Genomic DNA, 26089 nt, shown 5'->3' on the forward strand with positions numbered 1-26089 from the left:
CATAATAAACGCAAATAATCTGATCAGCCCTACCAAGTCTATTGTCTTATGTCTATTGTCTATAATCTACTGTCTACTGTTTATTCTTCACATACTTCTCCAAGAACTGGTCTTGTTCCCAAAGAAGATGGAAGATGTTTTCCTTCGCCGCATAGCCATGAGACTCTCTTGGCAACAATACCATTCTTACTGGAGCACCCAAGTTTTTCAATGCTTGGAAATAACGCTCAGTCTGCAAAGTAAAAGTACCAGGATTATTATCTGCAGCACCATGAACCAACAACATCGGCGTCTTCATCTTGTCCGCGCTAAAGAAAGGCGACATGGTGATATATAGGTTTGGATCATCCCAAAGGTTCCTTTGCTCGCTCTGGAAACCAAAAGGAGTCAAGGTACGGTTGTATGCACCGGAACGCGCAATACCTGCTGCAAACAGCTTAGAATTGCTCAACAAGTGTGCAGTCATGAAGGCACCATACGAGTGACCTCCAACAGCTACCTTATTTCTGTCCACATAGCCCAACTTGTCCACCGCATCGATTGCTGCTTCGGCATTGCCAACCAATTGCTCGATGAAATTATCATTAGGTTCTTGCGTACCTTCACCCACGATCGGGAAAGCCGCATTATCCAATACTGCATATCCTTTAGCTACCCAATAAATAAAGGATCCATAACTAGGAAAAGTGAATTCCTTAGGATTATTGGTGCTCTGGCCTGCAGTACTCTTATCCTTATATTCACGAGGGTAAGCCCAGATCAATAAAGGCAACTTCTCTTTCTTGTCATAGCCTGCTGGCAGGTACAAAGTACCTGAAAGGTCGACTCCATCCTTACGTTTGTAGTTCAACACTTCCTTGTGGACATTCGCCAAGGACTGGAATGGATTGGCTATCTCAGTTACGGCCTTTTCCTTGCCGGTCTTGATATTTTTGGAATAGTAATTAGGGAAATCAGTAGGTGATTGCAGAGAAACCAAAATATCTCCTTTGGCCATATCGATTACCGAATAGATACGCTCCTGCATCTTCGACTCCTTCGCCGTGTAGATACGTTTCTTCTTCTGCGTCTTGAAGTCATATTCATCGATAAATGGATATTCCCCTTCTTTGGTATAACCATTACCTATCCAATAAGACTTGCCGTTTTTGATATACATGCTATAGGCACCGAAATCATTCTTATCACGATATGGTGTCCCTGGATTTGAATAGATATCCTGAACATTCAGGTCATAGATCACCTGATTTTTACCGGTACTTGGATTCAGTAAGTAGGTTTTTCCATTTCTGGTATCATACCATTGGCTATATACCAAGGCATAGTCATCGTTGCCCCATAGAGTTCCTGCATAGCGGTCTTTGATCTTGATCAGGGATTTTGGTTCAGCATTGAAAGGCGCATCCCAAACAAAGAGCTCATCTCTAAATTCTGCTGGCTTATTGGCATCTCCCCCGTCCAATGCCTGTACAAAGGCAAGTGTCGCAGGTTTATCCGTTCTCCATGACAAAGAACGTTTGCCAGGTCGTGTGGAAGAGAATCCTTTCGGCATGATTTCCATCAATGGCGTCTCGTTCACCTTCTTTACCAAGTTCCCTTTTAGGTCATACACATTCGTTTCCATTGGAAAGCTTCCATAAGAAACAACATAGGAGAAAGGCTTTTTCAGGGTAGTGACCAAAACATATTGACCATCAGGAGATACTGATGAATTCATGTGCAGGTCAGCATTTTTAAAAGGCTCTTCCTTTCCATCCAAACCTAACCAAACCAATTTGGACTTCACCAGGTTCTCGAATTGTTGCTCATCTTGCGGGTTTTTCAATAGATCCTGATAGGTACGCAATTGCGAAACCTGTCCTGTCGAACTCGATACCACCGGCCCCGTTGGCAACTCATCTGGATTCCTAACCTTATCGGTTGCGGATCCATCAATCAAACTTAACAGCAAGCGATCTGAAGTCTTGTACCACATATAAGGGTCGTGCATGACAGCATTGAGGTTATACTCCGTTAGTTTTTTCAGTTCTCTCTTTTCGATGTCAAAAACAAAGAGAGCCACTCCATTTTCCTGGCTGTTGGTAAAGGCCAACTTCTTCGAATCTGGCGAAAAGCTCACGTTCGATACCTTTGCCATCTCTGGCAATTGGATTTCGATCACCTCTTTGGATCCAGCTGGACTTAGGCTAAGGGCGTCAAAATAGGTCTCGGTACTCGAGATGTGCGCCTTTGCATTGATCCGTAGACCTGCAAGCTTCGTTTCCTCCACGCCCAGTTCAGAAAGCGTTTTGTAGGTTGGGCGGTACATAGACAGTACCCAATTCTTGTCGCTGCTCATCTGGATGCTCGGCGGACGCTTGAAATCTGCTAACTGAAGGATTTCTGTGGATGGTTTTTGAAAGGTTACATTCTCTTGAGCAGACACACTCGAAAACAACAAGAGAAATGGTACTAAAAATTTACATTTCATAATTATGGTTTCATAAACATTTAATAAATTCATTAATAGTCACCCTTGGTTCGGGTCGTACTTCCTAACAATTGTTAATAAAGTAGCACATTAGATTTACACAAATCTAACAATATATTATTTTATAATTTACTTTTAAAAATATATAACGATTTTGGTTAATATTAACAAAAATTGCAAGGTAATTTGACAATAAAAAGAGGAACGATTTCCGCCCTAAAATTATCCCCCATAAGTTATCAACATAGTTATAAAGCTGTAAAACAAGCCTTTAACAATAAGTGAATGTTACCAAGCATGTTTTAACCTGATTTTGGAAATCAATGTGGAAAAGTATCGTTACCGCTCCGAGGAAAAATAAGAGATATTTGTTCTACTTAAGAAAATGACCTTCTTAAGTCACAACGTTTTTTTTATTTATCAAAGGACCAAGGCTTATTCAGCTAAAATTCTTTTAAACTTAATATATCATGGCAAGAATCATTAAATTCGAAAAAAATGACTGTGCACCATGCGCACAAGTATCGGCATACCTAGACAGTAAAGGTATTGCCTATGAAACCATTAATCCTTTCGACGAACCTGAATTAGCCGTTAAGTTTAAAGTTCGTACCGTACCGACTGTGATCGTACTGGAGAACGATGAAATCAAAAACCGAATCATTGGATTCAATCCAAATGAACTCGATCAAATCGCATTGTAATAATCATAAACCGGAGGAATTATGATTTATTTATACTATGATTCTCGAACAGGTAATGTGGAACGCTTTATCAATAAAGTGGTTCAGATTACCGGCTGGACAGCCATCCGCATCCAAGATGACTTGGAAGGTAAGGAAGCTGGACATCTGATCACTTATACCACCAACTTTGGTAAAGTGCCAGACAAAACCGATGCATTCATGAAAGAAAAAAGTCATCTCATCAGTTCCGTTACTTCAAGTGGTAACCGCAACTGGGGAAGAAACTTTGCCGTGGCTGCAGACAAAATCTCTGAAATATTCGACATCCCTACGGCGATGAAATTCGAACTTTCAGGCACAATGGAAGATATTAATCAATTTATTGACATCATAAAAAATCAGTACTATGATAGCAAACGAGGTAGCGAAAAACTGGATATTGCTTAACAACGAAATCATGATCAAACATGATGACGAGTTCAGCTTGCATAAAGACAAGGAGGCTGTACGCGCCTATTTCCTGGAATATGTGAACAAGAACACCGTGTTCTTCTATACATTGAAGGAAAAAATCGACTATTTGGTCGAAAACGATTATTACATCGATTTCTACCAATGGTTTACGTTTGAGCAAATGGAAGAGGTGTACAACTATGTATTCGCCAAAAAATTCCGTTTCCAATCCTTTATGGCTGCATTCAAGTTCTTCCAAAGTTACGCCCTGCGCGATGACTCTGGCGAGAAGTTCTTGGAACGCTATGAAGACCGCGTCGTTGCTGTAGCCCTATTCTTGGCTAGAGAAGAAGGCGTACAGAAAGCTATCGAGTATGCCGAAATCATGATCAGTCAAGAATATCAGCCCGCTACCCCGACTTTCTTGAACGCTGGTAAAAAACGCTCCGGCGAACTGGTGTCATGTTTCTTGGACGAAATCGGCGATAACCTGAATGGTATCGGCTATGCTGTCGATTCGGCAATGAAACTATCATCTATCGGTGGTGGAGTTTCTTTCAACATCTCCAAGATCCGTGCCCGTGGCGAAGCCATCAAAGGTGTGGAAGGACGTGCTGGTGGAGTATTACCGATCATGAAAATCATGGAAGATACCTTCTCCTATGCTAACCAACTTGGTCAACGCCCAGGTGCAGGTGCTGTATACTTAAACATCTTCCACTCGGATATCGAAGAATTCTTGGATTGTAAAAAAATCAACGTAGACGAGAAAGTTCGTATCAAGTCTCTTTCCATCGGTATTATCGTTCCTGATAAATTCATGGAATTAGCAGAAAAGGATGAGCCTTGCTACCTGATCTACCCGCACACAGTAATGCAAGAGTACGGTCAGTACCTTGATGAAATTGACATGGATGCGATGTACGATGAGTTGATAACCAACCCTAACGTTAAAAAGAAAAAAATCAATGCCCGTCACCTATTGGTGAAAATCGCTCAGACACAAAAAGAGTCGGGATACCCATACATCTTCTTCAAAGAGAACACTAACCGTGCACACGCATTGAATGGAATCGGTAAAGTAAAATTCTCTAACCTGTGTACCGAGATCATGCAAGTATCAGAAGTATCTGATATCAACATTTACGGTAAAGAAGACACTATCCGTTACGGTATTTCCTGTAACCTAGGCTCCTTGAACATTGCAACGGTCATGGACAACAAACGCATCAAAGAAACTGTTAAAACCGCTATGCGTGCCTTAACCGTGGTTTCTGATGTCACCAATATCGAAATGGTTCCTTCCATCGCTAAAGCAAACCGCGAGCTTCACTCTGTTGGTTTAGGAGCAATGAACCTACATGGCTACCTAGCGAAAAGCTTTATCATGTACGAATCTACCGAAGCATTGGATTTCGCCAACATCTTCTTCATGGCCATGAACTACTATTCTATCGAGGCTTCCATGGAGATTGCAAAAGAACGCCAACAGACTTTCGTAGGATTCGAAAAATCAGCTTACGCTGATGGTACTTATTTCGATAAATACCTTTCGCATGAATACACGCCGAAAACGGAAAAAGTAAAAGAATTGTTCGAAGGCATCCACATCCCAACATTGGAAGATTGGGCGAACCTAAAAGCTCAAGTGGCTGAACATGGTGTTTACCATGCGTACCGCTTAGCGATCGCTCCTAACCAGTCTACTTCATACATCATGAATGCAACTGCTTCTGTCATGCCGATCGTGGACATCATCGAAGTAAGAGAGTACGGTGATAGTACGACTTATTACCCAATGCCTTACTTGACCAATGACAACTACTTCTATTTCAAATCAGCTTACGATATGGACCAGATGAAAGTGTTGAAGTTGATCTCGGTTATCCAACGTCATATTGACCAAGGGGTATCCACCATCCTTCACACCAATTCAAAAGACTCCACTCGTGATCTAGCGAAATACTACATTTACGCCCATAAGTTAGGACTGAAATCATTGTACTACACCCGTACGCGTAAATCTACCATCGAGGAATGTATCTCTTGTTCAGCATAAGACATTCTCGTTAGAACCCAAGACATAAATCACGGAGAAGCTGAACTGGAAATTGAAAATTATCCAGTTCAGCTTCTTCAACTAAAAGATATAAGAAAAGCAATGAGCAAACAATTTACAGCGGTAAACTGGAATACACCGGACAACGATTACGCCTTGATGTTCTGGGAACAGAATATCAGACAATTCTGGATCGATACAGAATACATCCCTTCCAAGGATATAGACAGCTGGAAAGGCCTAAGCTGGGATATGAAAGAATGTTATAAGAAAGCCCTAGGCGGTCTTACATTATTGGATACCCTACAAAGCCATACCGGTATGCCAAAGATCATTGACCACATTGACTCATTGCAGAACAAAGCTGTTCTTTCTTATATGTGTATGATGGAAGCGATCCACGCCAAATCATATTCAACCATCTTTACAACGGTTTCCACAACCAATGAAATCAATGACGTTTTCGGATGGGTTTCCCAAAACAAATTCTTACAGTACAAAGCTTCAACGATCGACAAGTACTACCGTGCCATCGATAAAGAAAATGTATCTGACGAAGAACTGTTCATGGCTCTAGGTGCTTCGGTTTTATTGGAATCTTTCCTTTTCTACTCTGGTTTCTTCTTGCCTTTATGGTTATGTGGTCAGGGACAGATGGTAGCCTCTGCTGATATCATCAAAAAGATCATCGCTGATGAATCTATCCACGGTGTATTCGTTGGCCTTATCGGTCAAGAGGTATTTGCAAGACTGCAGAACAAAGCTGAAGTTAAACAACGCTTCCTAGACCTCTTAAACGAGCTGTACGAGAACGAAATCAAATACACAGAAGAATTGTACACCGTAGTAGGATTGACTGCTGAGGTAAAGGAATACGTACGTTACAACGGAAACAAAGCACTGATGAACTTAGGTTTCGAACCTATCTTCGAGGTAAAACAAGTAAACCCAATCGTATTGAACGGTCTGAACACAGAAACCACCCAACACGATTTCTTCTCCAAAAAATCTACTAACTACGAAAAAGCAACGGAAATCGTCCACCTAAAAAATGAAGATTTCCTATTAGATGCTACAGTAGAGATTTAATATTCTTTGTTATAAAAAAAACTCCCCTCAAGTAAAATTGAGGGGAGTTTTTTTATAGACATAAGACAACAGACATAAGACATTAGAACTTTCTAGCTTATCTCGTGGCTTATCCTGCCTCCCATGTTTTATGTCTTGTGTCTAGAAGTTTTTTTTATAGACATAAGACATTAGAACTTTCTAGCTTATCTCGCGTCCCCTGTCTTGTGTCTTGTGTCTTATGTCTTATGTCTTATGTCTAAACAATGGTCTCTTAGTAACCTGGGTTTTGTTTCAGGTTAGGGTTGATGGCCATATGTTGTTGTGGAATTGGGAACAATTCCTTGTTGACATCGTTGGTTGCTTTATGATCCCACCATGCTCCGCTTGTGTATTTTCCGAAACGGATAAGGTCGGTTCTGCGTTTACCTTCGAAGATAAACTCACGGCCACGTTCAGCTAAAAGCTCGTCTAAAGTCAAGGTAGCTGTAGAATACTGGTTGGCAGCCCAGTCTGCTGCTGCAAATGAGCGCTTCTTAGACTCATTGATCAAGTTTACAGCTTCTTGGTTGGCCGTTCCACCATTCTTGCGCATGATAGCTTCTGCCTTGTTAAAGTAAACCTCGCTCAGACGGTAGATCAAGTAATCATTCTCTTGGTAGTTATCATCCGATAAACGACCTGATTTATACTTGTTAAACCTTGCTCCTGAGTTTTCTTCTCCTTCCGCCATCGATCCTTGTGAAGTTTTATCTCCTTCACTCTCACGACGAATGGAATTAACGAATACTAAAGGTTGTCCAGAATACTCTTCTGTCCCTACCACTGGAGTTTGGGTACCGTATTTATATTGAGGACCGAACAAGAACCAATCTTTCTTTCTTAAGTCTTTGGCGTTGTAAGCGTCAAATGCAGTAGGAATAACCACGAATGCATTCCATCCTCCGTAACCTACGTTCAAGGCCTCTTTCATATAATCATATCCGAAATAGAATCCGCCCCAATCAAAAGCCCATCCACCTTTACGGCTGAACTGGAATTGGAATAGCGCCTCTGGATTTGCTGAGTTCGTATTGCTGAAGGCAGCATTGATGTCAGCAGAAAGCTTCGGTGTACCTCCGATTCCGCCGCCAGCACCTGAGATGACCTTATCCGATGCAGCGATCGCTTGATCCCACATGGCAGTGCCCGACCATTTCTGTGCATTCAGATATAGCTCCGAAAGCATGGCATAACCTGCTGCTCGGTTTACCTTACCAACAGATTCAGCAGTCAGATCTGGCAACTTCGGAACCTCGGCCTCCAATTCGGTCTTTATAAAATCAAAAACCTCTTTTCTGGTCTTGGTCTCCGGGTTCAATGGCTTGTCAGCTACTTCAACTGCAATCGGCACATTTCCCCACATATCCATGATGCGCATATAGTGGTAAGCTCTCAACACCTTTAGTTGTGCAACAGCGGTATTGATCTCTTCTTGGGTCATGTTGATGCTTGCAAAATCCAACTTCTCGATATCCCCAATGGCATTATTGATAAAACCTACACCGGTCCACATCAAATCCCACGCATTCTTCAGCCTATTTTCGTTCACTGTCCAGGTATGGTAGTGCATACGGAAGTGGTCTCCCCCATCATAACCATGGCGACCTTTTTGCGGCCAAGCCACTTGATCTGCTGCTAATTCCGAATGATAGTAAAATCCGGAACCTCCTGTAGGGGCCAACCATGCCTGCATGTGCGTGAATGGTCTTAATACGGCCTGCTCTACCTCCAATTTATTCTTATAGAAACTTTCCTGTTCTAATTTGCTATATAGATTCTCATCTAAATTGGTACAAGCGGAAAGTCCAGCTGTCGCCATTACCGCAACGGCTGCAAATCGTATCGTACGTTTATTTAATAATCTCATAATTTACTTCTTTAAAAACCAATATTTAATCCCAATGACCATGATTGTGTTCTAGGGTAGAATCCTCTAGAATCGATACCTCCATCAAATCCAGTATCTTGCAATTCCGGATCTATTCCAGAATAAGAAGTAATGGTTGCAAGATTCCTTGCGGTCATATACACATATAAATTCCTCAAATAGTCATTCTTAAGGTTGAAAGTATATCCAAGGGTAATATTGTCGATCTTAACAAATGAACCGTTTTCCAAATAGTAGTCTGAGTACTGCGGGTCATCCTTCAAGGCAGCATGTTTGCCAAATGCAGACTCCAATACGTTGTTCGGTAACCATTTTTGGTTTCCAAAATACATATCTGCAGTGTTCAAGATATCATATTTGAATTTACCTCTCAAGAATACGGTCAGGTCAAATCCTTTATAACTGAATCGGTTACCAAGGGAAGCCTGGAATTTTGGAATACCATTCCCGATATAGGTCAGGTCATCGTTGTTGATTTCGCCAGCATGTGCCGTAGAACCATCAGCTTTGTAGAATAACCATTTTCCAGCATCGTCAAATCCAGCGAATCTCTTACCGTAGAATGATCCGACCTCGCCACCTTCTTCCAGACGGATAGCATTACCCAAGTTTCCTGGCGAAGGCAAACCTCCGAACTCTAACCAGTTACTCTTAAAGATATCACTGGATAGTTTGGTCAACTTGTTCTTTTGGTAGTTACCGGCAAAATCAACTTGCCATGTAAAGTTATCATTGGCGATCGGCGTACCGGTCAATTGGATCTCGATACCTTTGTTCACCACTTCACCTACGTTGTACCAAATCGATGGCTGTACGTAAGCAGGCAACTGCGCATTGTATTCATACAATAAGTCAGTAGTCTTTCTGTGATAAACATCAATAGCACCCGTCAAACGGTTATTGAACATACCAAAGTCAACCCCGATATTGGTTTCTGCTTTTTGCTCCCATTTCAAGTCCGGATTCGGGTTTGTGGAAATACCGTAAGTTTGGTAATAGATCCCGTTCTGCGGATATACACCACCAGTACCTAAGGTAACTAACGATAGGTAGTTAGGGATACCTTGGTTACCCGTAACACCATAACCAGCACGTAGCTTCAAGTCATTAACCACTTCTTTGTTGGTAAAGAAGTCTTCGTTTGAAATATTCCAACCTGCTGAAACTGCTGGGAAATTACCCCATTTGTTGTTGGCACCAAATCTTGAAGATCCTTCACGACGTAAGATCGCAGTAACAAAGTACTTGTCTGCATAATTATAGTTTACACGTCCAAAGAATGCGATCAGGGTGTTGTCTTCTTTAAATGAATTCAACCCTGGTCTAGGTAATTTATCATTGGTAATGGCAGTACCGGAGTTAAAGTCCCAATCTAGGAATCCGTCGGTGGTAAAACCATTATTGTTCATGTCAAACCACTCCAAAGTTGAGTATTGATAACTATAACCTAATAATCCAGTAACGGTATGTTTCTCGTTGAAGGTTTTGTTATAGTCAATGGTACTTTCAAAGGTTTTTGTCCAGTTCAGTTCATTGCGTTTATACGCATATCCCATTCCTTGGTAGTTGGAGTCTTCCCTTTGGTCCCAATCTAATTTAGAACGGAATTCACGACCGTTCCAGTTGTCTCTTACATAAGAACCGAATGCCGAAACGCTCAATTCGTCCAAGATCTTGAACTTCAAACGGGCATCACCAGAAAATGTCTGTTGGTTACGCTCATTTAACCTATAGGCCAATCGGCTCATCGGGTTATAGTTATTGTATTCCTGGGTTTGGTAGAAAGTTCCATCGGCATTCACCAATGGCGCAGTCGGGTTACGTTGAATGGCTTGTTCAAAATCCCCTGTTTGTCCACCCAATAGATTGGCTTTATTAAAGTTGGCAGCAATATTAGCTGATAAGGTCAAACGATCCTTCAATCCTGTTTGGCTGAAGTTGATACGTCCACCAAATTGCTCTTTACCATTTTCCTTAGCCACACCTTTTGCCTGTTCATAGTTGAAAGAAGCACGGTATGTTGAGTTTTCCCCACCGCCGCTGGCAATGAAGTTATGGAAATGCGAAAAGTTATCCTTATTGATCAATTCATCATATAGATCAGTTGTAGCACCTAAATCATATTTTGGTCTATCCAATCCTACAACTACTTTATCCCTAAACTGAGCAGCATCCAACATGGTTGGTCTGCGGTTTACGATTTCAGTCTGTCCATACGTCAAGTATTCAAACTGAGGTGTTCCAGCCTTACCTTTTTTAGTTGTAACCAAAATTACACCACCGTTACCACGGGTACCATAGATTGCCGCTGCAGAACCATCCTTCAATACGTCGATGGACTCGATGTCCCCTTGTTTGATCAGGTCCAGGTTACCACCAGGGATACCATCGATAACCACCAATGGGCTATTGGATCCTTTTAGGGAAGCCATACCACGTAACTGAATATTGGTTCCTGAGTTCGGGTTACTTCCTTGCGTCCGAGTTACGTTCAGACCAGCTACTTTACCTTGGACCAATTCCATCGGGTTTCTCATTCCCCCTCTGTTAAAGTCCTTTTCCTTTACGGAAGCCACTGCGGAAGTAATCTCCTTACGTTTCTGAGTACCGTAACCAACTACGACTACCTCATCCAATGATTCTTCGTCTGGGCTCAGGTTTACATTGGCTGTTGCAGAGGTTACTGGAAATTCTTGGGATTTAAATCCAATGTAACTTACCTGGAGAACATCTCCGTTTTCTGCTGCGATGCTAAAATTACCGGCATCATCGGTTTGGGCCGCTGCTTCTTTTCCCTTCACGCGGACGGTCACTCCTGAAAGTGCTTCCCCCGTGCTTGCATTCTTCACCGTCCCCGTCACTGTCTGTTGAAATTCAACCTTCTCCATCCTTGTCGCTTCAGAATACGGTACCGATGCAGCATAACCATAACTGCAAGCCATCAGCGCAAAGCACAATATGCTCCCTCTGACAAAGCCTTTCCGATACATTTTTGAACTGTAAATGTTTGGCATGTTAATTAACGTTAATGAATAAATAATTTTTAAAGGTCTATAAAACTGATACTTAATCCTAAAACGATTTAGTTTAATTGGGACACAAGTTTGATTCTGAATGACCCAATAAAAGTAACGTGATAATTAGTTAAATATTATCCTTTGTTTTATTGATATTCGGGTAAATTAGAAAATTTATGTTAAAAACCTAAAATTAACAGCACAAAGTTTGGTAACACTTGTGTTATATTCTGCTAAAAAAGTGCAGGAATTTTAGTGCCTAAATGGAGGCAATTCGAGCGTACATTTCCACCATGGCCAGTTGGTCCAGCAACCATTTTTTGGCGCTCTTTTTTTCACCCGTCCAGTCCTTGTTGAACAAGCCGTGTTCATCCCTTAGATCCGTCCAGGCATAACGTAAATTATCCTTGAAACTGTTGATATACAGTGGATTTTTATCGGCATGGTACAACTCTACAAAACCCCTCAACATCACGGCGATAAACCAGGAATCGGAGTTCTTGAAAAGCTTGATTTTTTTGCCAGAATTCAATGCTTTATCTTGGAAGAAATATTCATGCGCAGAAGCAGCAATTTCCTGCGCTTCTTTCAGGTATTTTTGGTCCTTTGTAATTTTATAAAATAAGGCAGCCGATTGTAACATTTGTCCGGAATTATAGGGAAATTTTGTTTTGTTTACTTTACCCGTCAAGGAAATGTTGTCAAAATAGAGATGATCCACAGGATCCTCCAAATGCTCCTTGGTCCATTGGTACAATTTCTCCGCTTTCTCTAGATATGCTCTTTTGTTGGTCGCCTCATACAGCTTTAACAGATAGACCACAGCCGGAGCATTAGAACAGGTATTCTTGGATTCTTTTTTCTGTTCGCACCAATAGATCCCTCCCCCTAGTTTATCATCCATTCCACTTTCCACAAAACGCCAGATCTCCTCCGATTTAGCTAGGAATTTCTTGTCCTTCGTGTTCAGGTATAGATCGGCAAAGTCTATTCCCAACCAAACGTTATCATCATAGAATCGATCTGATAATGGGGCATTTTTCACATAAGAGGCATAGCCATATGGTTCTCTTTTATCATAATAATGTTCCAATCCCGGCAGGACCTTGGTTTTGATCTCTTTAAGGATCTTTGGGTCTTTATGAAGCTCATAACGGGCCACTTGAGCAGAAAGTGAGCCTGAAAATGGCCAAAGGTAGGAATAGGCATTTCCCTTTTTGCCTTCATCGGGTCCGGCCAGATAACTGGCTTTGTAGCTATCATCATATGGAAAATTCTCGCGAAGTAAATATTCCCCTTTAATACCATAATGCTTATAGATGGAGTCCAAGCTTATCGCTGCTTGCTCAGCAAAAGATGGTACTGCAGGGTTGGGCTGTGCAAGTACTTGCACAAGCTGCATAAAACAAATTACGGTTAGGATGAATGTCTTTTTCATGATCGCGTTCTTTTCTTCTTAAAGTTTATGTTGGGAAACCAGGTTTCCATAGGTTGATTGATGTCAGATAGCATCAGCGTGATTTACATTTCTTGGGGATCAATAGGATGGTATCCCCAAGAAATGTCGGAATTGTCTTAAATATTGCCTTTTTTCAGCTCATTGACGGCATGGTCCACTGCCCGAGCAGAGAAAGCCATATAGGTCAATGAAGGGTTTTGCGTAGAGGTGGATGTCATACTCGCCCCATCCGTAACGAAAACATTTGGACAGGCATGCACCTGATGCCAACTGTTCAAAACCGAGGTTTTGGGATCTTTACCCATGCGGGCTCCTCCCATTTCATGGATATCCAAACCCGGAGCTTGTGAACTTTCATTTCTATGGATATTCTTGAACCCAGCGGCTGTAAACATTTCTTCCATGGTATCCAGATAATCCTTCTTCATCTTCGCATCGTTATCATCATAATCCACGGATATCTTGAGCAATGGCATTCCCCATTCATCTTTCTGCTTATCATCCAGGGCTACATAATTGCTTTCCTTTGGAATGGTTTCACCCATCATATGCGAACCCACTCCCCAATTTCCATATTTTGGAGTTAAGATCGACCCTTTCAGGTCAGCCCCCAATCCCGACTCGTCCGACCAGGAAGAACGGTAAGCTCCAAATCCAGCCGCGTAGCCTCTCAAGAAATCGGTCTCCTGTTTATGTAAATTTCTGAAACGCGGAATATAACCTCCTCCAGCAGGATTTCTGCCATCGGTCTTAAATTCCAGCATCCCTTCGTATTCCGCCCCAATCCGTGCACTGTAATTATGGAAAGCCACATATTTCCCTAAGGTACCCGAATCATTGCCCAGGCCATTCTGGAATCTATTGGATTTAGAGTTCAACAGGATCAAGGTAGAATTTAGCGCCGCTGCATTCACGAAGATCACCTTAGCATAGAAATCTATCTCTTCCTTTGTCTCTTTATCGATTACCTTTACCCCTACCGCTTTCCCTTTACTTTCATCGTATAAGATAGAGTGCACGACCGAGTTCGGTCTCATGGTCAGGTTTCCTGTTTTCGCTGCCCAAGGCAGAGTGGACGCATTCGAACTGAAGTATCCTCCAAAAGGACAGCCACGTTGGCATAAGGTACGGTTCTGACATTGAACCCTACCCTGATCCAAGTGGATCTGATTAGGCTTAGATAAATGGGCACATCGCGCTGAAATCACTTTTCTTCCCGGATATTTGCTCTCTACCTGTTGTTTGAAATATTTTTCAACCACATTCAAGGGGTACCCTGGCAGAAACTCACCATCCGGTAGTTCCGGCAGACCGTCCTTATCACCGGCAATCCCCGCAAAACGTTCCACGTGGTCATACCAAGGTTTAATATCTTTATAACGGATAGGCCAATCTACGGCAAAGCCATCCCTTGCTGGACCTTCAAAATCAAAATCAGACCATCGCTGGGTCTGTCTGGCCCATAACAGGGATTTTCCCCCTACCTGATAGCCACGGATCCAGTCGAAAGGCTTTTCCTGAACATAAGGATGTTCCTTGTCTTTCACGAAAAAATGGGCTGCATCCTCATGGAAGGCATAACAACGATTTACAATTGGGTTTTCCTGCTGTACGGCATAAGGCATTTCCCCTCTATGCTCAAACTCCCATGGATATAGGTTGGTCGTCGGATAATCCTTCACATGCTGTACATCCCGACCACGCTCCAGGACCAAGGTCTTGAGACCTTTCTCACAAAGTTCCTTGGCAGACCAGCCACCGGAAATCCCAGAACCGATGACGATGGCATCGTAACTACGATCTTTTTCTGAATCAATATTTAAGTTTGCCATGGTCTATGCATCTATTTTTGCGGCTCCGTTATATCTACCCGGAACCAATTCGTAAACTAATTTATTTTTCATCACGTATTCCGAGTTCTTATATCCTTGGACCGTCCTTCTTTTCAAGATCTTGAAGAATACATCATCTTCAGGAAGCGCCTTGAGATAAGCCTGTTGCTCTTCCAAGGTCTTACCCTTCAGTTTTGAGGCTGCTTTCAAGCCATCGGTAAATTTATGCTGATCTTCTGGACTCGTGCAATCGTCCAGCATTTTCATCACGAAAAGATGTAGGTTTAGCTCTTTGGCACCAGGGCTATCGGTTTTGGGAATAATGGCTTCAACCAATTCAGCCAACATTTTCTCATCATCAAGATTGAGCTTCACTTTGTTTAACTGAATGGTAGGAGCTTTAGAACTAAAGTCGCAGGAAGTAGCAATCATGATACCACCTGCCACGATAAACATTTGTTTTAATGCGGTCCGTCTATCCATAAGATTCATAATCTAGAAACCTAAAATACGAATTATTGGATAGTTAGTTCTTTAATTTAGGGAAAGCAACGATTTTTTTACTTCTGCTAAATCGTTTAATAATTCGTCAGCATGTGTCAAACGAGATTTTTCAACCTCCTGTTTGGTCACAGCGATACAGTAAAGACCGGCAGTTTTAGCCGCTGTACAGCCCGTACTGGTATCTTCTACCACCACAATCTCCTCTTTTGGGATCGATAATTTATTGACTGCCAATAAATAAGGTTCAGGGCTGGGTTTTGGATTCTCCACTTGTTCCCTTGTCACAAAGAATTCAAAGTACTTCAGCAAATTATGTTCTCCAAGCACCGTATCTACGGTCGTCTGATAACTGGAAGTCACCAATCCTATGGTCTTTCCAGCATCCTTTACAGCATCTAATAATTCCTTGGCATGGGGCATCAGACGTATATTCTTCATATTAGCCTTCGCATACCGAGAACGCGTCGCAAACCACATATCTTCTTCATCAACATGCAGCTTATATTCCTCATTCAACATCTTTACGTTATGGCTCAAGGTGTGCCCAGCAAAATTGGAAATCCATTCATCAAAATCAATCTTCAAACCATAATCATTCTCCAAAATTGGAGCCCAGTTGCTGAAATAGAAATATTCAGAATCAATCAACGTCCCATCTAAATCAAAAAGTACTGCATTTATATTATTCATGCTGCAAATTTAACCATATTAATATTAAGCCCATGTTAAATAACGAAGTCTTAACATAGGTCTTCATCTTTATTTAACAAGGTTTCATGGATAAGGTTCTATGCTTTTCTAATGATGGGAACTAAGTATTAGTTTACCCATATTCGAGACATATTGCGAAAGTTCCGAATGTGTCTCGAATAAGGTCAAAAGTTCATAAGAAAACCTTGGCTTAATAGAATTTTAAATTTGCATTCATGCCATCCTTAGAACTGTAAATTCATTGTTGTTAATGAAGGCTTGATTTGCGATAGCTAGTGGCTTTTATTAAGTTTGCTTAGCCCGCTATAAAGATATGCGGAAGGTATAAAAACAAAATACTTTATGAAAATAATTGCAGTAGGCAGAAATTATATAGACCACGCCAAAGAATTAAACAATCCTGTCCCAGAAATGCCAGTTATCTTTCTAAAACCTGATACTGCAGTTTTGAAAGACAATAAGGACTTCTACTACCCAGAATTCAGCAAGGATGTGCACTATGAAGTGGAACTGGTGCTACGGGTATGTAATGAGGGCAAGCATGTTTCCAAAAAGTTCGCCCATAAATATTATGATGCGATTGGCTTGGGCATTGATTTTACGGCAAGGGATCTTCAATCAGAACTGAAGGCTAAGGGATTACCTTGGGAGTTGGCAAAAGCTTTTGACCACTCCGCCGTAGTCGGGGAATTGATTGCAAAAGAGCAGTTCAATGACCTACAGAACCTGAATTTTTCACTTCGGAAAAACGGAGAAATGGTTCAGGAAGGCAATAGCAAGGACATGATTTTTGATTTCGACAGCTTGATCACATTTGTTTCCCAATACATTACCTTAAGAAAAGGAGATTTGATCTACACGGGCACCCCAGCAGGGGTAGGACCGGTACAAATTGGGGATAAATTGGAAGGATTTTTGGAGGAGAAAAGCATGTTTACATGCCAAATAAAATAAGATGAAGAAAATAACGCTATCCTTATTCGTAGCACTCAGTCTGGCGGGAACTCTATCCGCTCAAAATAAAGATATTATCAAATCACGGAATTATCCACAGGGCTATTTCCGGAATCCATTGAATATAGCGCCAGATGCTTCTGGTACTTTTGGGGAACTCCGTTCGACCCACTTCCATGCGGGTGACGATTACCGGACCCAGCAAAGAATCGGACTTCCATTACATGCCGCAGCCGAAGGTTATGTTTCCCGTGTAAGGGTACAGATCGGTGGTGGTGGAAACTCGGTTTACATAGATCATCCCAATGGTTATACCTCGGTTTATTTGCACATGGACAGCTTTAATGATGTCCTGACCAAAATCATCCGTGCGGAGCAGTACAAGCAGCAACGGTTTGATGTGGATATGGAATTAAAACCCAGTCAGGTGAAGTTGAGCAAAGGGCAATTTATTGGAAATGCAGGGAATACGGGTGGTTCAGCAGGACCGCATCTCCATTTCGAAATCAGGGATACTAAGTCCCAGCATCCTTTGAACCCGCAGCTCTTTGGCCTGCATTTTACCGATAGGTTTGCCCCAACCATTAACGGCATTATGGTCTATGACCTTCTGGATCCACTGTTTAACGAAAATACTGGCCGGAGGTATCAACAATTAAAGGCGCTAGGGTCGGGACGCTATGCGCTGGCTTCTGGAGCACCGATTTCAGTAAACGGTAAATTTGGCCTTGGAATAAATACGATTGACAGGCATCGCGCTGGAGGTTTCCAAAACGGTGTGTATTCCATCGAACTGTTCCTTGATGGTAAAGCGATCTCCACCGTGCTGTTCGAGGAACTCGATTTCAATACTTCCAGTGCCATCCATTCTTACATAGACTTTCCGCATTTTAAGAAAACAAAGGCTAAGGTTCAGAAGAGTTTTAAAGACCCAGGCAATCCTATACAGATCTTCAAGTTCTTAGACAAGGATGGTACGATTGAATTGAAGGATGATGCGGTCCATGATGTGAAATATGTAGTCAAGGACGTTCATGGCAATTGTAGCGAACTGGATTTTAAAGTCAAGAACAATGCAAGCTATACCGCAAAGCGAAACCCTGCAAAAGGAGAACTGTTTGCCTACAGCAAAGACAACAAGTTTGAAGCAGACCAAGTGAAATTGGACATTCCAAAAGGAGCCCTTTATACTGATCTGGATTTTGTGTATTCCACGAGTGCTCCAAGGCCCAACAGTTATTCGGCAGTACATCATGTGCAGAACAACCTAACGCCCCTATTTTCCACTTACAAGTTAAGTGTGAAACCAACCAGCCTTCCAAAACACCTGGAGAGCAAAGCCTTATTGGCATCTGTAGAAGGAGGTTCAGTAGGTGGGAAATTTGAAAATGGCTGGGTAACAGTGAACACCAAGATATTTGGTTCATTTTATGTGACGGTAGATACGATTGCACCGACCATTGTTCCACGCAATTTCAGTAATGGCAAGAACGTCAGTGGACAATCAAAAATTGACTTCACGATTGCCGATAATTACTCGGGGATTCAATCTTTCAATGCATATATTGATGACAAATGGTTACTGATGGAGTATGATTCCAAGAACAGGCATGTTTGGCATCGATTTGACCCCGCATTGAGCAAGGGACAACATAAATTCAAATTCGTAGTGAAGGACTGGAAGGATAACGAGAAGGTCTACGAAGCTACATTTACTAGATAGAAAGGACAATTATGGCAGAGTTGAAAGTTGGAGACAAAGCTCCACAGTTTACATCAAAGAACCAGAATGGGGAGGAGATTAAGCTATCGGATTTCAAGGGAAAAAAGGTAATCTTATATTTCTATCCCAAAGATAATACACCAGGTTGTACCACGGAGGCCTGTAATTTCAGGGATAACTACCAGAGTTTATTGAAAGATGGTTTCGAGGTAATTGGCGTAAGTATCGATAGCGAGCAATCGCATCAGAAGTTCATTTCTAAATTCGAACTTCCATTTAATCTGGTCTCCGATGAGGACAAAAAGATCGTTGAAGATTATGGCGTTTGGGTAGAGAAGAACATGTACGGCAAGAAATACATGGGAACCGCAAGAACCACTTTTATCATTGACGAGAAAGGTATTATTCAGCAAATTATCAAAAAAGTTGACAATAAAAATGCGAGTCAACAAATAAGAGATTTATTGGCACAATAAATCAAACGAATACATTATATTTGCCCCTTATGAGCAAGCAAACAGACGATTTTTTCAAGAATATCATTTCGCATGCGAAGGAATATGGATTTGTTTTTCCTTCGAGTGAGATCTATGACGGTCTAAGTGCCGTATATGATTATGGTCAATTGGGTTCTGAACTAAAGAACAACCTAAAGACTTATTGGTGGAAATCCATGGTTCAATTGAATGAGAACATTGTGGGCATTGATGCTGCAATTTTCATGCATCCTACAACCTGGAAAGCATCCGGACACGTGGATGGGTTCAATGACCCGATGATTGACAATAAGGACTCGAAAAAGCGTTACCGTGCGGATCAATTGATCGAAGATAAGATCGACCGTTATGAAAAGGACGGAAAGAATGAAAAAGCCGCCCAACTTCAGAAAGATTTAGATGATGCGTTGAATGCGGACGACTTGGTTCGTTTGAAAACCATCATTGAAGAGCACAATATTGTTTGCCCTATCTCAGGAACAAAAAATTGGACGGATGTACGTCAGTTCAATTTAATGTTTGCCACGCAGATGGGTGCTATGGCTGATGGTGCGGAACAAGTTTATCTTCGCCCTGAAACAGCACAAGGTATTTTTGTGAACTTCCTGAATGTTCAAAAAACAGGTAGGATGAAAATCCCTTTTGGTATTGCCCAAATTGGTAAAGCATTCCGTAATGAGGTAATTGCCCGTCAATTCATCATGCGCATGCGTGAATTTGAACAGATGGAAATGCAATTCTTTGTACGCCCTGGAACAGATTCAGAATGGTATGCTAAGTGGAAAGAAAACCGTTTAAAATGGCATTTGGCATTGGGAGCTGATGAAACAAAATATCGCTACCATGACCACGTGAAATTAGCGCATTATGCTAAAGCAGCAGTAGATATTGAATACCAATTTCCTTTTGGATTTAAAGAGGTTGAAGGTATCCACTCCAGATCTGATTTCGACTTAAAACAACATCAAGAGTTTTCAGGTAAGAAGATGCAATATTTCGACCCTGAAATCAACCAAAGTTATATTCCATTCGTAATTGAGACTTCAATCGGTTTGGACCGCTTATTCCTGACAGTATTGGCCAATAGCCTGGTTCAGGAAGACCTTTCAACTGAAGACAAACAAGATTCACGTGTGGTATTGAAATTCCACCCAGCGATCGCTCCAGTTAAAGCAGCTATCCTTCCTTTGACCAAGAAAGATGGCTTGCCAGAAAAGGCGAGAGAGATTATGTCTAAGTTGAAATTGGACTATAACATCCAATACGACGAGAAAGATTCCATTGGAAAACGTTATCGCCGTCAGGATGCCATCGGTACACCTTTCTGTATTACGGTAGATCACCAGACCTTGGAAGACAATATGGTTACAATCCGTCATCGCGACAGCATGCAACAAGAGCGTGTGAACATTGATGAACTAGAAAACATCATTGGCAACCTTGTGAGCATGAGCAACCTTTTGAAAAAATTGATCTAAGCATCAAAAGAAATAATAAAATTAAACCTGCTTCGGGAATGAAGCAGGTTTTTTTTATATAGAGAGGTGGTTAGTTCAAACCATTCAAGAGGAGGTCACCCTTGTTTGATCAATAGTATAGTTTTTTCTTTCCAGATACTTCCAAACTGAACAGCCGTTTACCCGATGGAATACCCTATGAAATTCATAATCGCTTTTAAAACCCGATTCAAACAGTAATTTATTGATCACCGCCGAATCATGATCTGCATGCCCTAATTTATCCATGAAATAGGAAATGCGTTTAGAATTGAGATAATACTCAAAATTACCCCGCAAATAAACTTTAGTGATTTCCTTTAATTCACGATCAGACAATGGCAAAAATTTAGCGATGTCGCCTAGCTTAAATTCAGGATTCTTAAAGAGCTTTTCCTGGTCCATTAATTGGTCAATGGCTGTCACATAAAAGATCAGATCTACGTCCTTCTTAAATGAGTCTTCCAACCTTGGATTTTTTTGCAATCCATAAAACCGAAACATATAGGCGAAAAATAATTGCACCGTTTTAAAATACCGATAATAAAGGATAGAAAAGAGAACCAAAAAAGTATAGAGACCATCAGGGAACTTGAGGAACAAACCGTTTTCAAAAATAATCCCATTGAAAACAATGACTGTAAGCACAAGCAACTTTGACAGTATGAGAGAACAAGCTAATTGTCCATCAATGGAACACGAGAGCTTAGCCAAGTTTTTCCTAAAGGGCCAAAGTATATAGATATCATACACTAGCGTAACGGCGAACAAAATTGTCCTTGACCGTTGATTAAAAAAATCCAGGTAATCGTAGATCATCCCTTCTTTTATCTGATCTGAAAAGATATTGTAGAGGAAGAAGAAGACATAAAAAAGTAAAAAAGGGAAAAAGGCCAATAGCATGAGGTATCCCGAGGTCCTAATTTCCAAGACGATATTACGGAGATATAACGAAGATAGGGAAACCAAACATAGGCTACTTGTTGCGGTAAATAGCAAGTCAATATGAGGATCAATCATGGATACCAAATATTTAACTAATAGAACAACAATGGAAGAAAACATTAGGATTCGGATAATCTCCCCTCTTTCATCCCTAATAGTTTTTACCTTTAGATAGAGGATTATGATTAGTACCTGAATAATAGTTAGCGCTAGCAAATAAGCCATATAACAATAATAACACACTATTATTAACAAATTAAAAAGGTCTCGTTAAGTTTAATTTTTTAATCAGTACGATGATTTCGAAATTTTACTTAAAAACAACCACTTTGTTCGCATCCCAAGTTTCATCAATTATCACCTCAAAAAAGCCTGTAGAGAAACCTGATGGGTACAAGGGCCCTTTGAAAATCAACTTCACATTGTTTTTGATATTCGATTTCAGCCTAAATTTTCGGATGACTTTACTTTTGTCCCAGACCTCAATTTCATATTGAACGGGAAGCTCCTTATCAGATAGTCCTAAAAAATGACTAAATGAAATTTCTTTATTAAGGTTAAAATCTTGCTCAAATTCCAATGGTTTTGTAGGTTCCTCTAGAATTTTGGTATCTACTTTTAGATTAAAAGGTTTCCAAAAATAAGGAGCAGTAATTGGCCTGACGGTGACCTTTTTAATTTCCTTTAGGTCTCGAATATCAGTAAAGTTCAAGGTTACCAAACTGTAAAGGCGCTTAAGCTTGACCAGTTTCTCTACATTTTCCTTTAAGTCGAAGGAATCGATTGCGGCGAATGAACGGCCAAATTTATCTTCGAAGGTATGGCCAATAAAAATCTGGTCCTTATTTTTGATATCCGTAGGCATCAGTAATTTCTTTGGCGAATCATGGAACAAGATGAGGTTATAATAGCTTCCATAAGGAAGTTCCACTAATTGCTCCTTATTATTCTGGGAAAGGTCGAAACTTCCATTTTTCACAAGTTCACCTGTTTTCTTTTTAAAGATAAAATAGGGCAAGTCTGACAAATTGGGTTTACTGCGATCTTTTGCCCTACCATAAAATTTAATATTATCTATATAATGTGTATGGTTATTTGGCTCCTCAACATAGGGACTGTTGATTTTTGGGTCTTTCATCCAGATATTAACAATGGTTTTATCATTTCCTTTTAATTCTTTTGGAATCGGAATGTTATAGGTCTGCAATGGTTTAGAGGCATTGGAATTAGGAACAATTTGAAATATTGTATCTAACTTTCTAATTGCAAAATTCTTTGGATCATAAAAATCTACGTAGAAGTATTTTTGCTTTTCATCTGTTGATAACAAATCAAATTCAAGTCTATCGAGTTCATGAATTTTCGTCAGATCTATTTTGAAAGAAAACCTCGATAATCCTTTCACAGTATAGACAAAATTATCTTTATAAGCAGGCTTTGAAGGATCATTTACAAATTGAACGCTATTTTCTAGACCTGATATAACTTCTATTTTAAATACCTGATCATAATCATAGGTAGGTTCTAAAGATTTTTTATTCATATCGAAGTAACCCAGTACTTCAAATTGATCAGGATGAAGGTTTAATGTGGCATCATTTTGAACAGATTTGGTTGAGGGAGCGGAATGGTAGGATTGGATCTCAGACTGGAAATTTGAAAAATTGAAAGAAACTTGATGTAGGCCGTTATCAGGCTGTGGGGCTTCATGATCTTTCCTTTTACAGGAGAAACAAAGCAATGTTGGGATTAGGAAGGCCAAAAGGAAACGGAGGGATCGGCATAATAAACTCATAATAATTAAAATTTAAAGTAAACTAAAATATTTTATGTTTAAATTAAATGATAGAGTTTAACAAAAAAGAAAAAAGAGATAATTAAAATATTAATTATCTCTTTAATCATCTATAAGATAGAATGATATCTAACCTTTACATCAAAAAAACTTAATTAAATGCTTTAAGAAACGGTGTAGCTTATTTTTTCTCCATTTTTGATAACAGGTACTTTTTCACCCTTTTTACCTTTAATTTGAAGATTTGTAACTTTTCCGTCTTTCCATTCAAAATCAACAGTGTAATTCCCTCTTGCTTTTAAACCAGAAACTTTACCATCTTTCCATGCGGATGGCAAAGCAGGCAATAAATGGATATAACCATCATGGCTTTGAATCAGCATTTCAGCGATACCTGCTGATCCGCCAAAGTTTCCATCAATTTGGAAGGGAGGATGGGCACAAAAGAGATTTGGATAGGTGCCTGCTCCTGCACCTTCATAGGTTGTTCCACTACCGTAGGCAGGCTGCAACAACTGTCTCAAGATTTCTAGTGAATGGTCACCATCATGCAATCTTGCCCAGAATAAGATCTTCCAAGCTCTGGACCAACCGGTTCCTTCATCGCCACGGACCGCCAAGGTCTTCTTCGCAGCTTCAGCCCAATCTGGACTGCTCACAGGCGATATGAAATTTGCTGGATACAGACCATAGAGATGAGAAACATGTCGATGCTTGGGTTCAACCTCTTCATAATCTTCCAGCCATTCCATCACACGACCTGATTTGCTTACTACCACTGCCGGAGGTAACTGTTTTATGTCGATCTGCAACTGCTTCGCGAAATCGTCATTTAAGCCAAGGATCTCATTACTTTTTATGACCGATTCATATAATTCGCGGACGATCTGGTTATCGATGGTAGGTCCCATGACCACAGCAGCACGCTTACCATTGGCCAACTTGAAACCATTTTCTGGAGAAACCGAAGGAGAGGTAACTAACCAGCCTGTCTTAGGGTCTTTTACCATGGTGGCTTTATAAAAAACCGCAGCTTCTTTTAAAACTGGATATATTTCCTTTAGGTATGCTTCATCCTTTGTGAATTGGTAGTGCTCCCAAAGGTGATTACACAACCATCCTGAAGCCGTACTGGCTCCCCAAGAAGCGTGTTCACCTGGGGCAGTGTACCCCCATGGGTTCGTCATCATGTAGACAACCCATCCAGGAGCATTATAATAAGCCTTTGCAGTTTTTGTCCCTTCTTTCGCAATATTTTTGATCATCTCGATAAAAGGTTTATGGTATTCAGAAAGGTTGTTCACTTCTACTCCCCAATGGTTCATCTGAGCGTTGATGTTCAAATGGTAATCGCCGTTCCAAGGAGTCTGGATCTGATGTGCCCAAAGACCTTGAAGGTTTGGTGGCAATGCTTTCGGGGTATGGGGCGATGCGCTCGCTAAGGTTAAATACCTTCCGAACTGATAATATAAAGATGCCAGTCCATTATCTTGGCTTGGATCTTTAAAGAAAGCCTGCAAACGGTCTTTTGTCGGAACATCTGCCTTCGGGGATACATCGGCAAGCTGTAAGGACACGCGATCGAACAGAGGCTTGTATTTTGCAGCATGTGCTTTCCACAGTTTAGCATAATTGCTTTTCTCCACCTTCAATATTTCCTTAGATACATAATCCTTAGGATCATGTCCGTAATAACTGGTAGAGCCTGTAAACAACACTAGGGCCTCATCAGCACCCTTGATAATGATCTGATTGTCGTGGTTCTGAAGAGTCCCCCCTTTTGTCAGAACCTTGAACTTGGCGGCAAACTGGATTCCACGGCCTCCCTTTCCATCCGGAAGGCTGCCGGTTACCGTAATTTCATTCCCGTTTATCTTGTAATCTTCCACATTTTGGTCCCTATAGAAATGCATGGCAAATGCTATTGATTTCTTTTTATCTGCAGACAAACGGACAACGCCTACATTCTTGTCAAAAGATGTAAAGTACTCCCTTAGATAATGTGTCCCATTATTGCTGAAACTGGTAACCGCTTTCGCATCGGCGATATCCAGCCAGCGTTTGTAATCGGTAGTTTCGCCTTGATGAAAGAATAGAAAATTCATGAAACCAAGATTCTGGAATGCGCCATAAGGGGCCTCAGCTCCATTACCTTGTCCTGAACCGGCTCCTACACATACAAAATTCTTGTTGACCAATGCTTCTGCTAGATCATTCTTTCCTTCAAACAGCAGTTTCTGGATTTCACCAACAGAATTCATTGCCTTATAGTTATTGGCATCTTGGGGAGATCCGGACCACATGGATATTTCATTCAATACAATGGATTCATCATTGATCTTGCCATCCGGCATCATTCCAATCAATCCATTTCCCAAGGGCAGGGTCTCTTCCCAGACTTTTGCGGGTTCCTTATACCATAATTTAGAATCCTGCGCACTTAGAAGTCCCGTCCAAAGGCACAAACTCATCAACACTACTCTCTTCATT

At 41.0% G+C, this 26089-nt stretch carries 18 protein-coding genes; 8 read left to right on the forward strand and 10 right to left on the reverse strand.

Features of this window, described 5'->3' with window-relative positions; genetic code table 11:
* Positions 1–73: 73 nt before the first annotated feature.
* A complete protein-coding gene (locus NLF99_RS16045; protein WP_254529538.1) occupies positions 74–2470 on the reverse strand; it encodes a S9 family peptidase in 2397 nt (798 codons plus the stop codon).
* Between the two features lie 470 nt (positions 2471–2940).
* Here NLF99_RS16045 and NLF99_RS16050 point away from each other — a divergent pair, with 470 nt between their 5' ends.
* From NLF99_RS16050 to nrdF, 4 genes are all read left to right on the forward strand, one after another.
* Positions 2941–3174 (forward strand): glutaredoxin domain-containing protein, encoded by a 234-nt coding sequence (locus NLF99_RS16050; protein ID WP_254529540.1) that lies wholly within the window; start codon positions 2941–2943, stop codon positions 3172–3174.
* A gap of 21 nt (positions 3175–3195) precedes the next feature.
* The gene (gene nrdI, locus NLF99_RS16055; protein ID WP_185213389.1) at positions 3196–3603 is read left to right on the forward strand and encodes a class Ib ribonucleoside-diphosphate reductase assembly flavoprotein NrdI; all 408 of its coding nucleotides are present in this window, start codon (positions 3196–3198) and stop codon (positions 3601–3603) included.
* Entirely contained in the window at positions 3563–5668 is a 2106-nt protein-coding gene (gene nrdE, locus NLF99_RS16060) for a class 1b ribonucleoside-diphosphate reductase subunit alpha (RefSeq protein WP_185213388.1), read from the forward strand. The genes nrdI and nrdE overlap by 41 nt, the downstream gene beginning before the upstream one ends.
* A 102-nt stretch (positions 5669–5770) precedes the next feature.
* Positions 5771–6757 carry a class 1b ribonucleoside-diphosphate reductase subunit beta gene (gene nrdF / locus NLF99_RS16065; RefSeq protein WP_185213387.1) on the forward strand — a complete coding sequence of 329 codons (987 nt, stop codon included), beginning with the start codon at positions 5771–5773 and terminating at the stop codon, positions 6755–6757.
* Positions 6758–7010: 253 nt separating this feature from the next.
* Here nrdF and NLF99_RS16070 read toward each other — a convergent pair whose 3' ends face one another.
* The 6 genes from NLF99_RS16070 to NLF99_RS16095 all read right to left on the reverse strand — a co-directional run bounded on the left by NLF99_RS16070 (position 7011) and on the right by NLF99_RS16095 (position 16168).
* A complete protein-coding gene (locus tag NLF99_RS16070) occupies positions 7011–8645 on the reverse strand; it encodes a RagB/SusD family nutrient uptake outer membrane protein (RefSeq protein WP_185213386.1) in 1635 nt (544 codons plus the stop codon).
* A gap of 11 nt (positions 8646–8656) precedes the next feature.
* Complete coding sequence (locus NLF99_RS16075) at positions 8657–11680, reverse strand: TonB-dependent receptor (protein ID WP_254529542.1); 3024 nt, start codon at positions 11678–11680, stop codon at positions 8657–8659.
* Between the two features lie 262 nt (positions 11681–11942).
* Entirely contained in the window at positions 11943–13121 is a 1179-nt protein-coding gene (locus tag NLF99_RS16080; protein WP_254529544.1) for a glycoside hydrolase family 76 protein, read from the reverse strand.
* Positions 13122–13258: 137 nt separating this feature from the next.
* Positions 13259–14974, reverse strand: coding sequence for a GMC oxidoreductase (locus tag NLF99_RS16085; protein WP_185213383.1), 1716 nt, complete (start codon positions 14972–14974; stop codon positions 13259–13261).
* Positions 14975–14977: 3 nt separating this feature from the next.
* Positions 14978–15457, reverse strand: coding sequence for a gluconate 2-dehydrogenase subunit 3 family protein (locus tag NLF99_RS16090; RefSeq protein ID WP_254529546.1), 480 nt, complete (start codon positions 15455–15457; stop codon positions 14978–14980).
* 51 nt (positions 15458–15508) lie between these two features.
* Positions 15509–16168 (reverse strand): HAD family phosphatase, encoded by a 660-nt coding sequence (locus tag NLF99_RS16095; protein ID WP_254529548.1) that lies wholly within the window; start codon positions 16166–16168, stop codon positions 15509–15511.
* Between the two features lie 363 nt (positions 16169–16531).
* On the opposite strand from NLF99_RS16095, the gene NLF99_RS16100 reads away from it, so the two are divergent.
* The 4 genes from NLF99_RS16100 to NLF99_RS16115 are packed head-to-tail and all read left to right on the forward strand — an operon-like array spanning position 16532 to position 20841.
* A complete protein-coding gene (locus NLF99_RS16100; RefSeq protein ID WP_254529550.1) occupies positions 16532–17143 on the forward strand; it encodes a fumarylacetoacetate hydrolase family protein in 612 nt (203 codons plus the stop codon).
* Between the two features lies 1 nt (position 17144).
* A complete protein-coding gene (locus tag NLF99_RS16105; protein ID WP_254529552.1) occupies positions 17145–18866 on the forward strand; it encodes a M23 family metallopeptidase in 1722 nt (573 codons plus the stop codon).
* Positions 18867–18877: 11 nt separating this feature from the next.
* On the forward strand, positions 18878–19342 hold the full coding sequence (gene bcp / locus NLF99_RS16110) for a thioredoxin-dependent thiol peroxidase (protein ID WP_254529554.1): 465 nt from the start codon (positions 18878–18880) through the stop codon (positions 19340–19342).
* A 29-nt stretch (positions 19343–19371) separates the two neighbouring features.
* Positions 19372–20841, forward strand: a complete 1470-nt coding sequence (locus tag NLF99_RS16115) for a glycine--tRNA ligase (protein ID WP_185213377.1) — start codon at positions 19372–19374, stop codon at positions 20839–20841.
* A gap of 84 nt (positions 20842–20925) precedes the next feature.
* On the opposite strand, the gene NLF99_RS16120 is transcribed toward NLF99_RS16115, so the two are convergent.
* From NLF99_RS16120 to NLF99_RS16130, 3 genes are all read right to left on the reverse strand, one after another.
* Positions 20926–21327 carry a hypothetical protein gene (locus NLF99_RS16120; RefSeq protein ID WP_254529556.1) on the reverse strand — a complete coding sequence of 134 codons (402 nt, stop codon included), beginning with the start codon at positions 21325–21327 and terminating at the stop codon, positions 20926–20928.
* Between the two features lie 787 nt (positions 21328–22114).
* Entirely contained in the window at positions 22115–23599 is a 1485-nt protein-coding gene (locus tag NLF99_RS16125) for a hypothetical protein (RefSeq protein ID WP_254529558.1), read from the reverse strand.
* A 164-nt stretch (positions 23600–23763) separates the two neighbouring features.
* Entirely contained in the window at positions 23764–26088 is a 2325-nt protein-coding gene (locus tag NLF99_RS16130) for a glycoside hydrolase N-terminal domain-containing protein (RefSeq protein WP_254529560.1), read from the reverse strand.
* Between the last annotated feature and the right edge of the window lies 1 nt (position 26089).

The sequence above is a fragment of the Sphingobacterium sp. LZ11T8 genome (assembly GCF_024261425.1).
Lineage (GTDB): Bacteria > Bacteroidota > Bacteroidia > Sphingobacteriales > Sphingobacteriaceae > Sphingobacterium.

Coding starts and splice junctions, on each gene's coding strand:
- NLF99_RS16045 (WP_254529538.1), bottom strand. CDS start 2,470: ATGAAATGTAAATTTTTAGTACCATTTCTCTTGTTGTTTTCGAGTGTG.
- NLF99_RS16050 (WP_254529540.1), top strand. CDS start 2,941: ATGGCAAGAATCATTAAATTCGAAAAAAATGACTGTGCACCATGCGCA.
- nrdI (WP_185213389.1), top strand. CDS start 3,196: ATGATTTATTTATACTATGATTCTCGAACAGGTAATGTGGAACGCTTT.
- nrdE (WP_185213388.1), top strand. CDS start 3,563: ATGATAGCAAACGAGGTAGCGAAAAACTGGATATTGCTTAACAACGAA.
- nrdF (WP_185213387.1), top strand. CDS start 5,771: ATGAGCAAACAATTTACAGCGGTAAACTGGAATACACCGGACAACGAT.
- NLF99_RS16070 (WP_185213386.1), bottom strand. CDS start 8,645: ATGAGATTATTAAATAAACGTACGATACGATTTGCAGCCGTTGCGGTA.
- NLF99_RS16075 (WP_254529542.1), bottom strand. CDS start 11,680: ATGCCAAACATTTACAGTTCAAAAATGTATCGGAAAGGCTTTGTCAGA.
- NLF99_RS16080 (WP_254529544.1), bottom strand. CDS start 13,121: ATGAAAAAGACATTCATCCTAACCGTAATTTGTTTTATGCAGCTTGTG.
- NLF99_RS16085 (WP_185213383.1), bottom strand. CDS start 14,974: ATGGCAAACTTAAATATTGATTCAGAAAAAGATCGTAGTTACGATGCC.
- NLF99_RS16090 (WP_254529546.1), bottom strand. CDS start 15,457: ATGGATAGACGGACCGCATTAAAACAAATGTTTATCGTGGCAGGTGGT.
- NLF99_RS16095 (WP_254529548.1), bottom strand. CDS start 16,168: ATGAATAATATAAATGCAGTACTTTTTGATTTAGATGGGACGTTGATT.
- NLF99_RS16100 (WP_254529550.1), top strand. CDS start 16,532: ATGAAAATAATTGCAGTAGGCAGAAATTATATAGACCACGCCAAAGAA.
- NLF99_RS16105 (WP_254529552.1), top strand. CDS start 17,145: ATGAAGAAAATAACGCTATCCTTATTCGTAGCACTCAGTCTGGCGGGA.
- bcp (WP_254529554.1), top strand. CDS start 18,878: ATGGCAGAGTTGAAAGTTGGAGACAAAGCTCCACAGTTTACATCAAAG.
- NLF99_RS16115 (WP_185213377.1), top strand. CDS start 19,372: ATGAGCAAGCAAACAGACGATTTTTTCAAGAATATCATTTCGCATGCG.
- NLF99_RS16125 (WP_254529558.1), bottom strand. CDS start 23,599: ATGAGTTTATTATGCCGATCCCTCCGTTTCCTTTTGGCCTTCCTAATC.
- NLF99_RS16130 (WP_254529560.1), bottom strand. CDS start 26,088: ATGAAGAGAGTAGTGTTGATGAGTTTGTGCCTTTGGACGGGACTTCTA.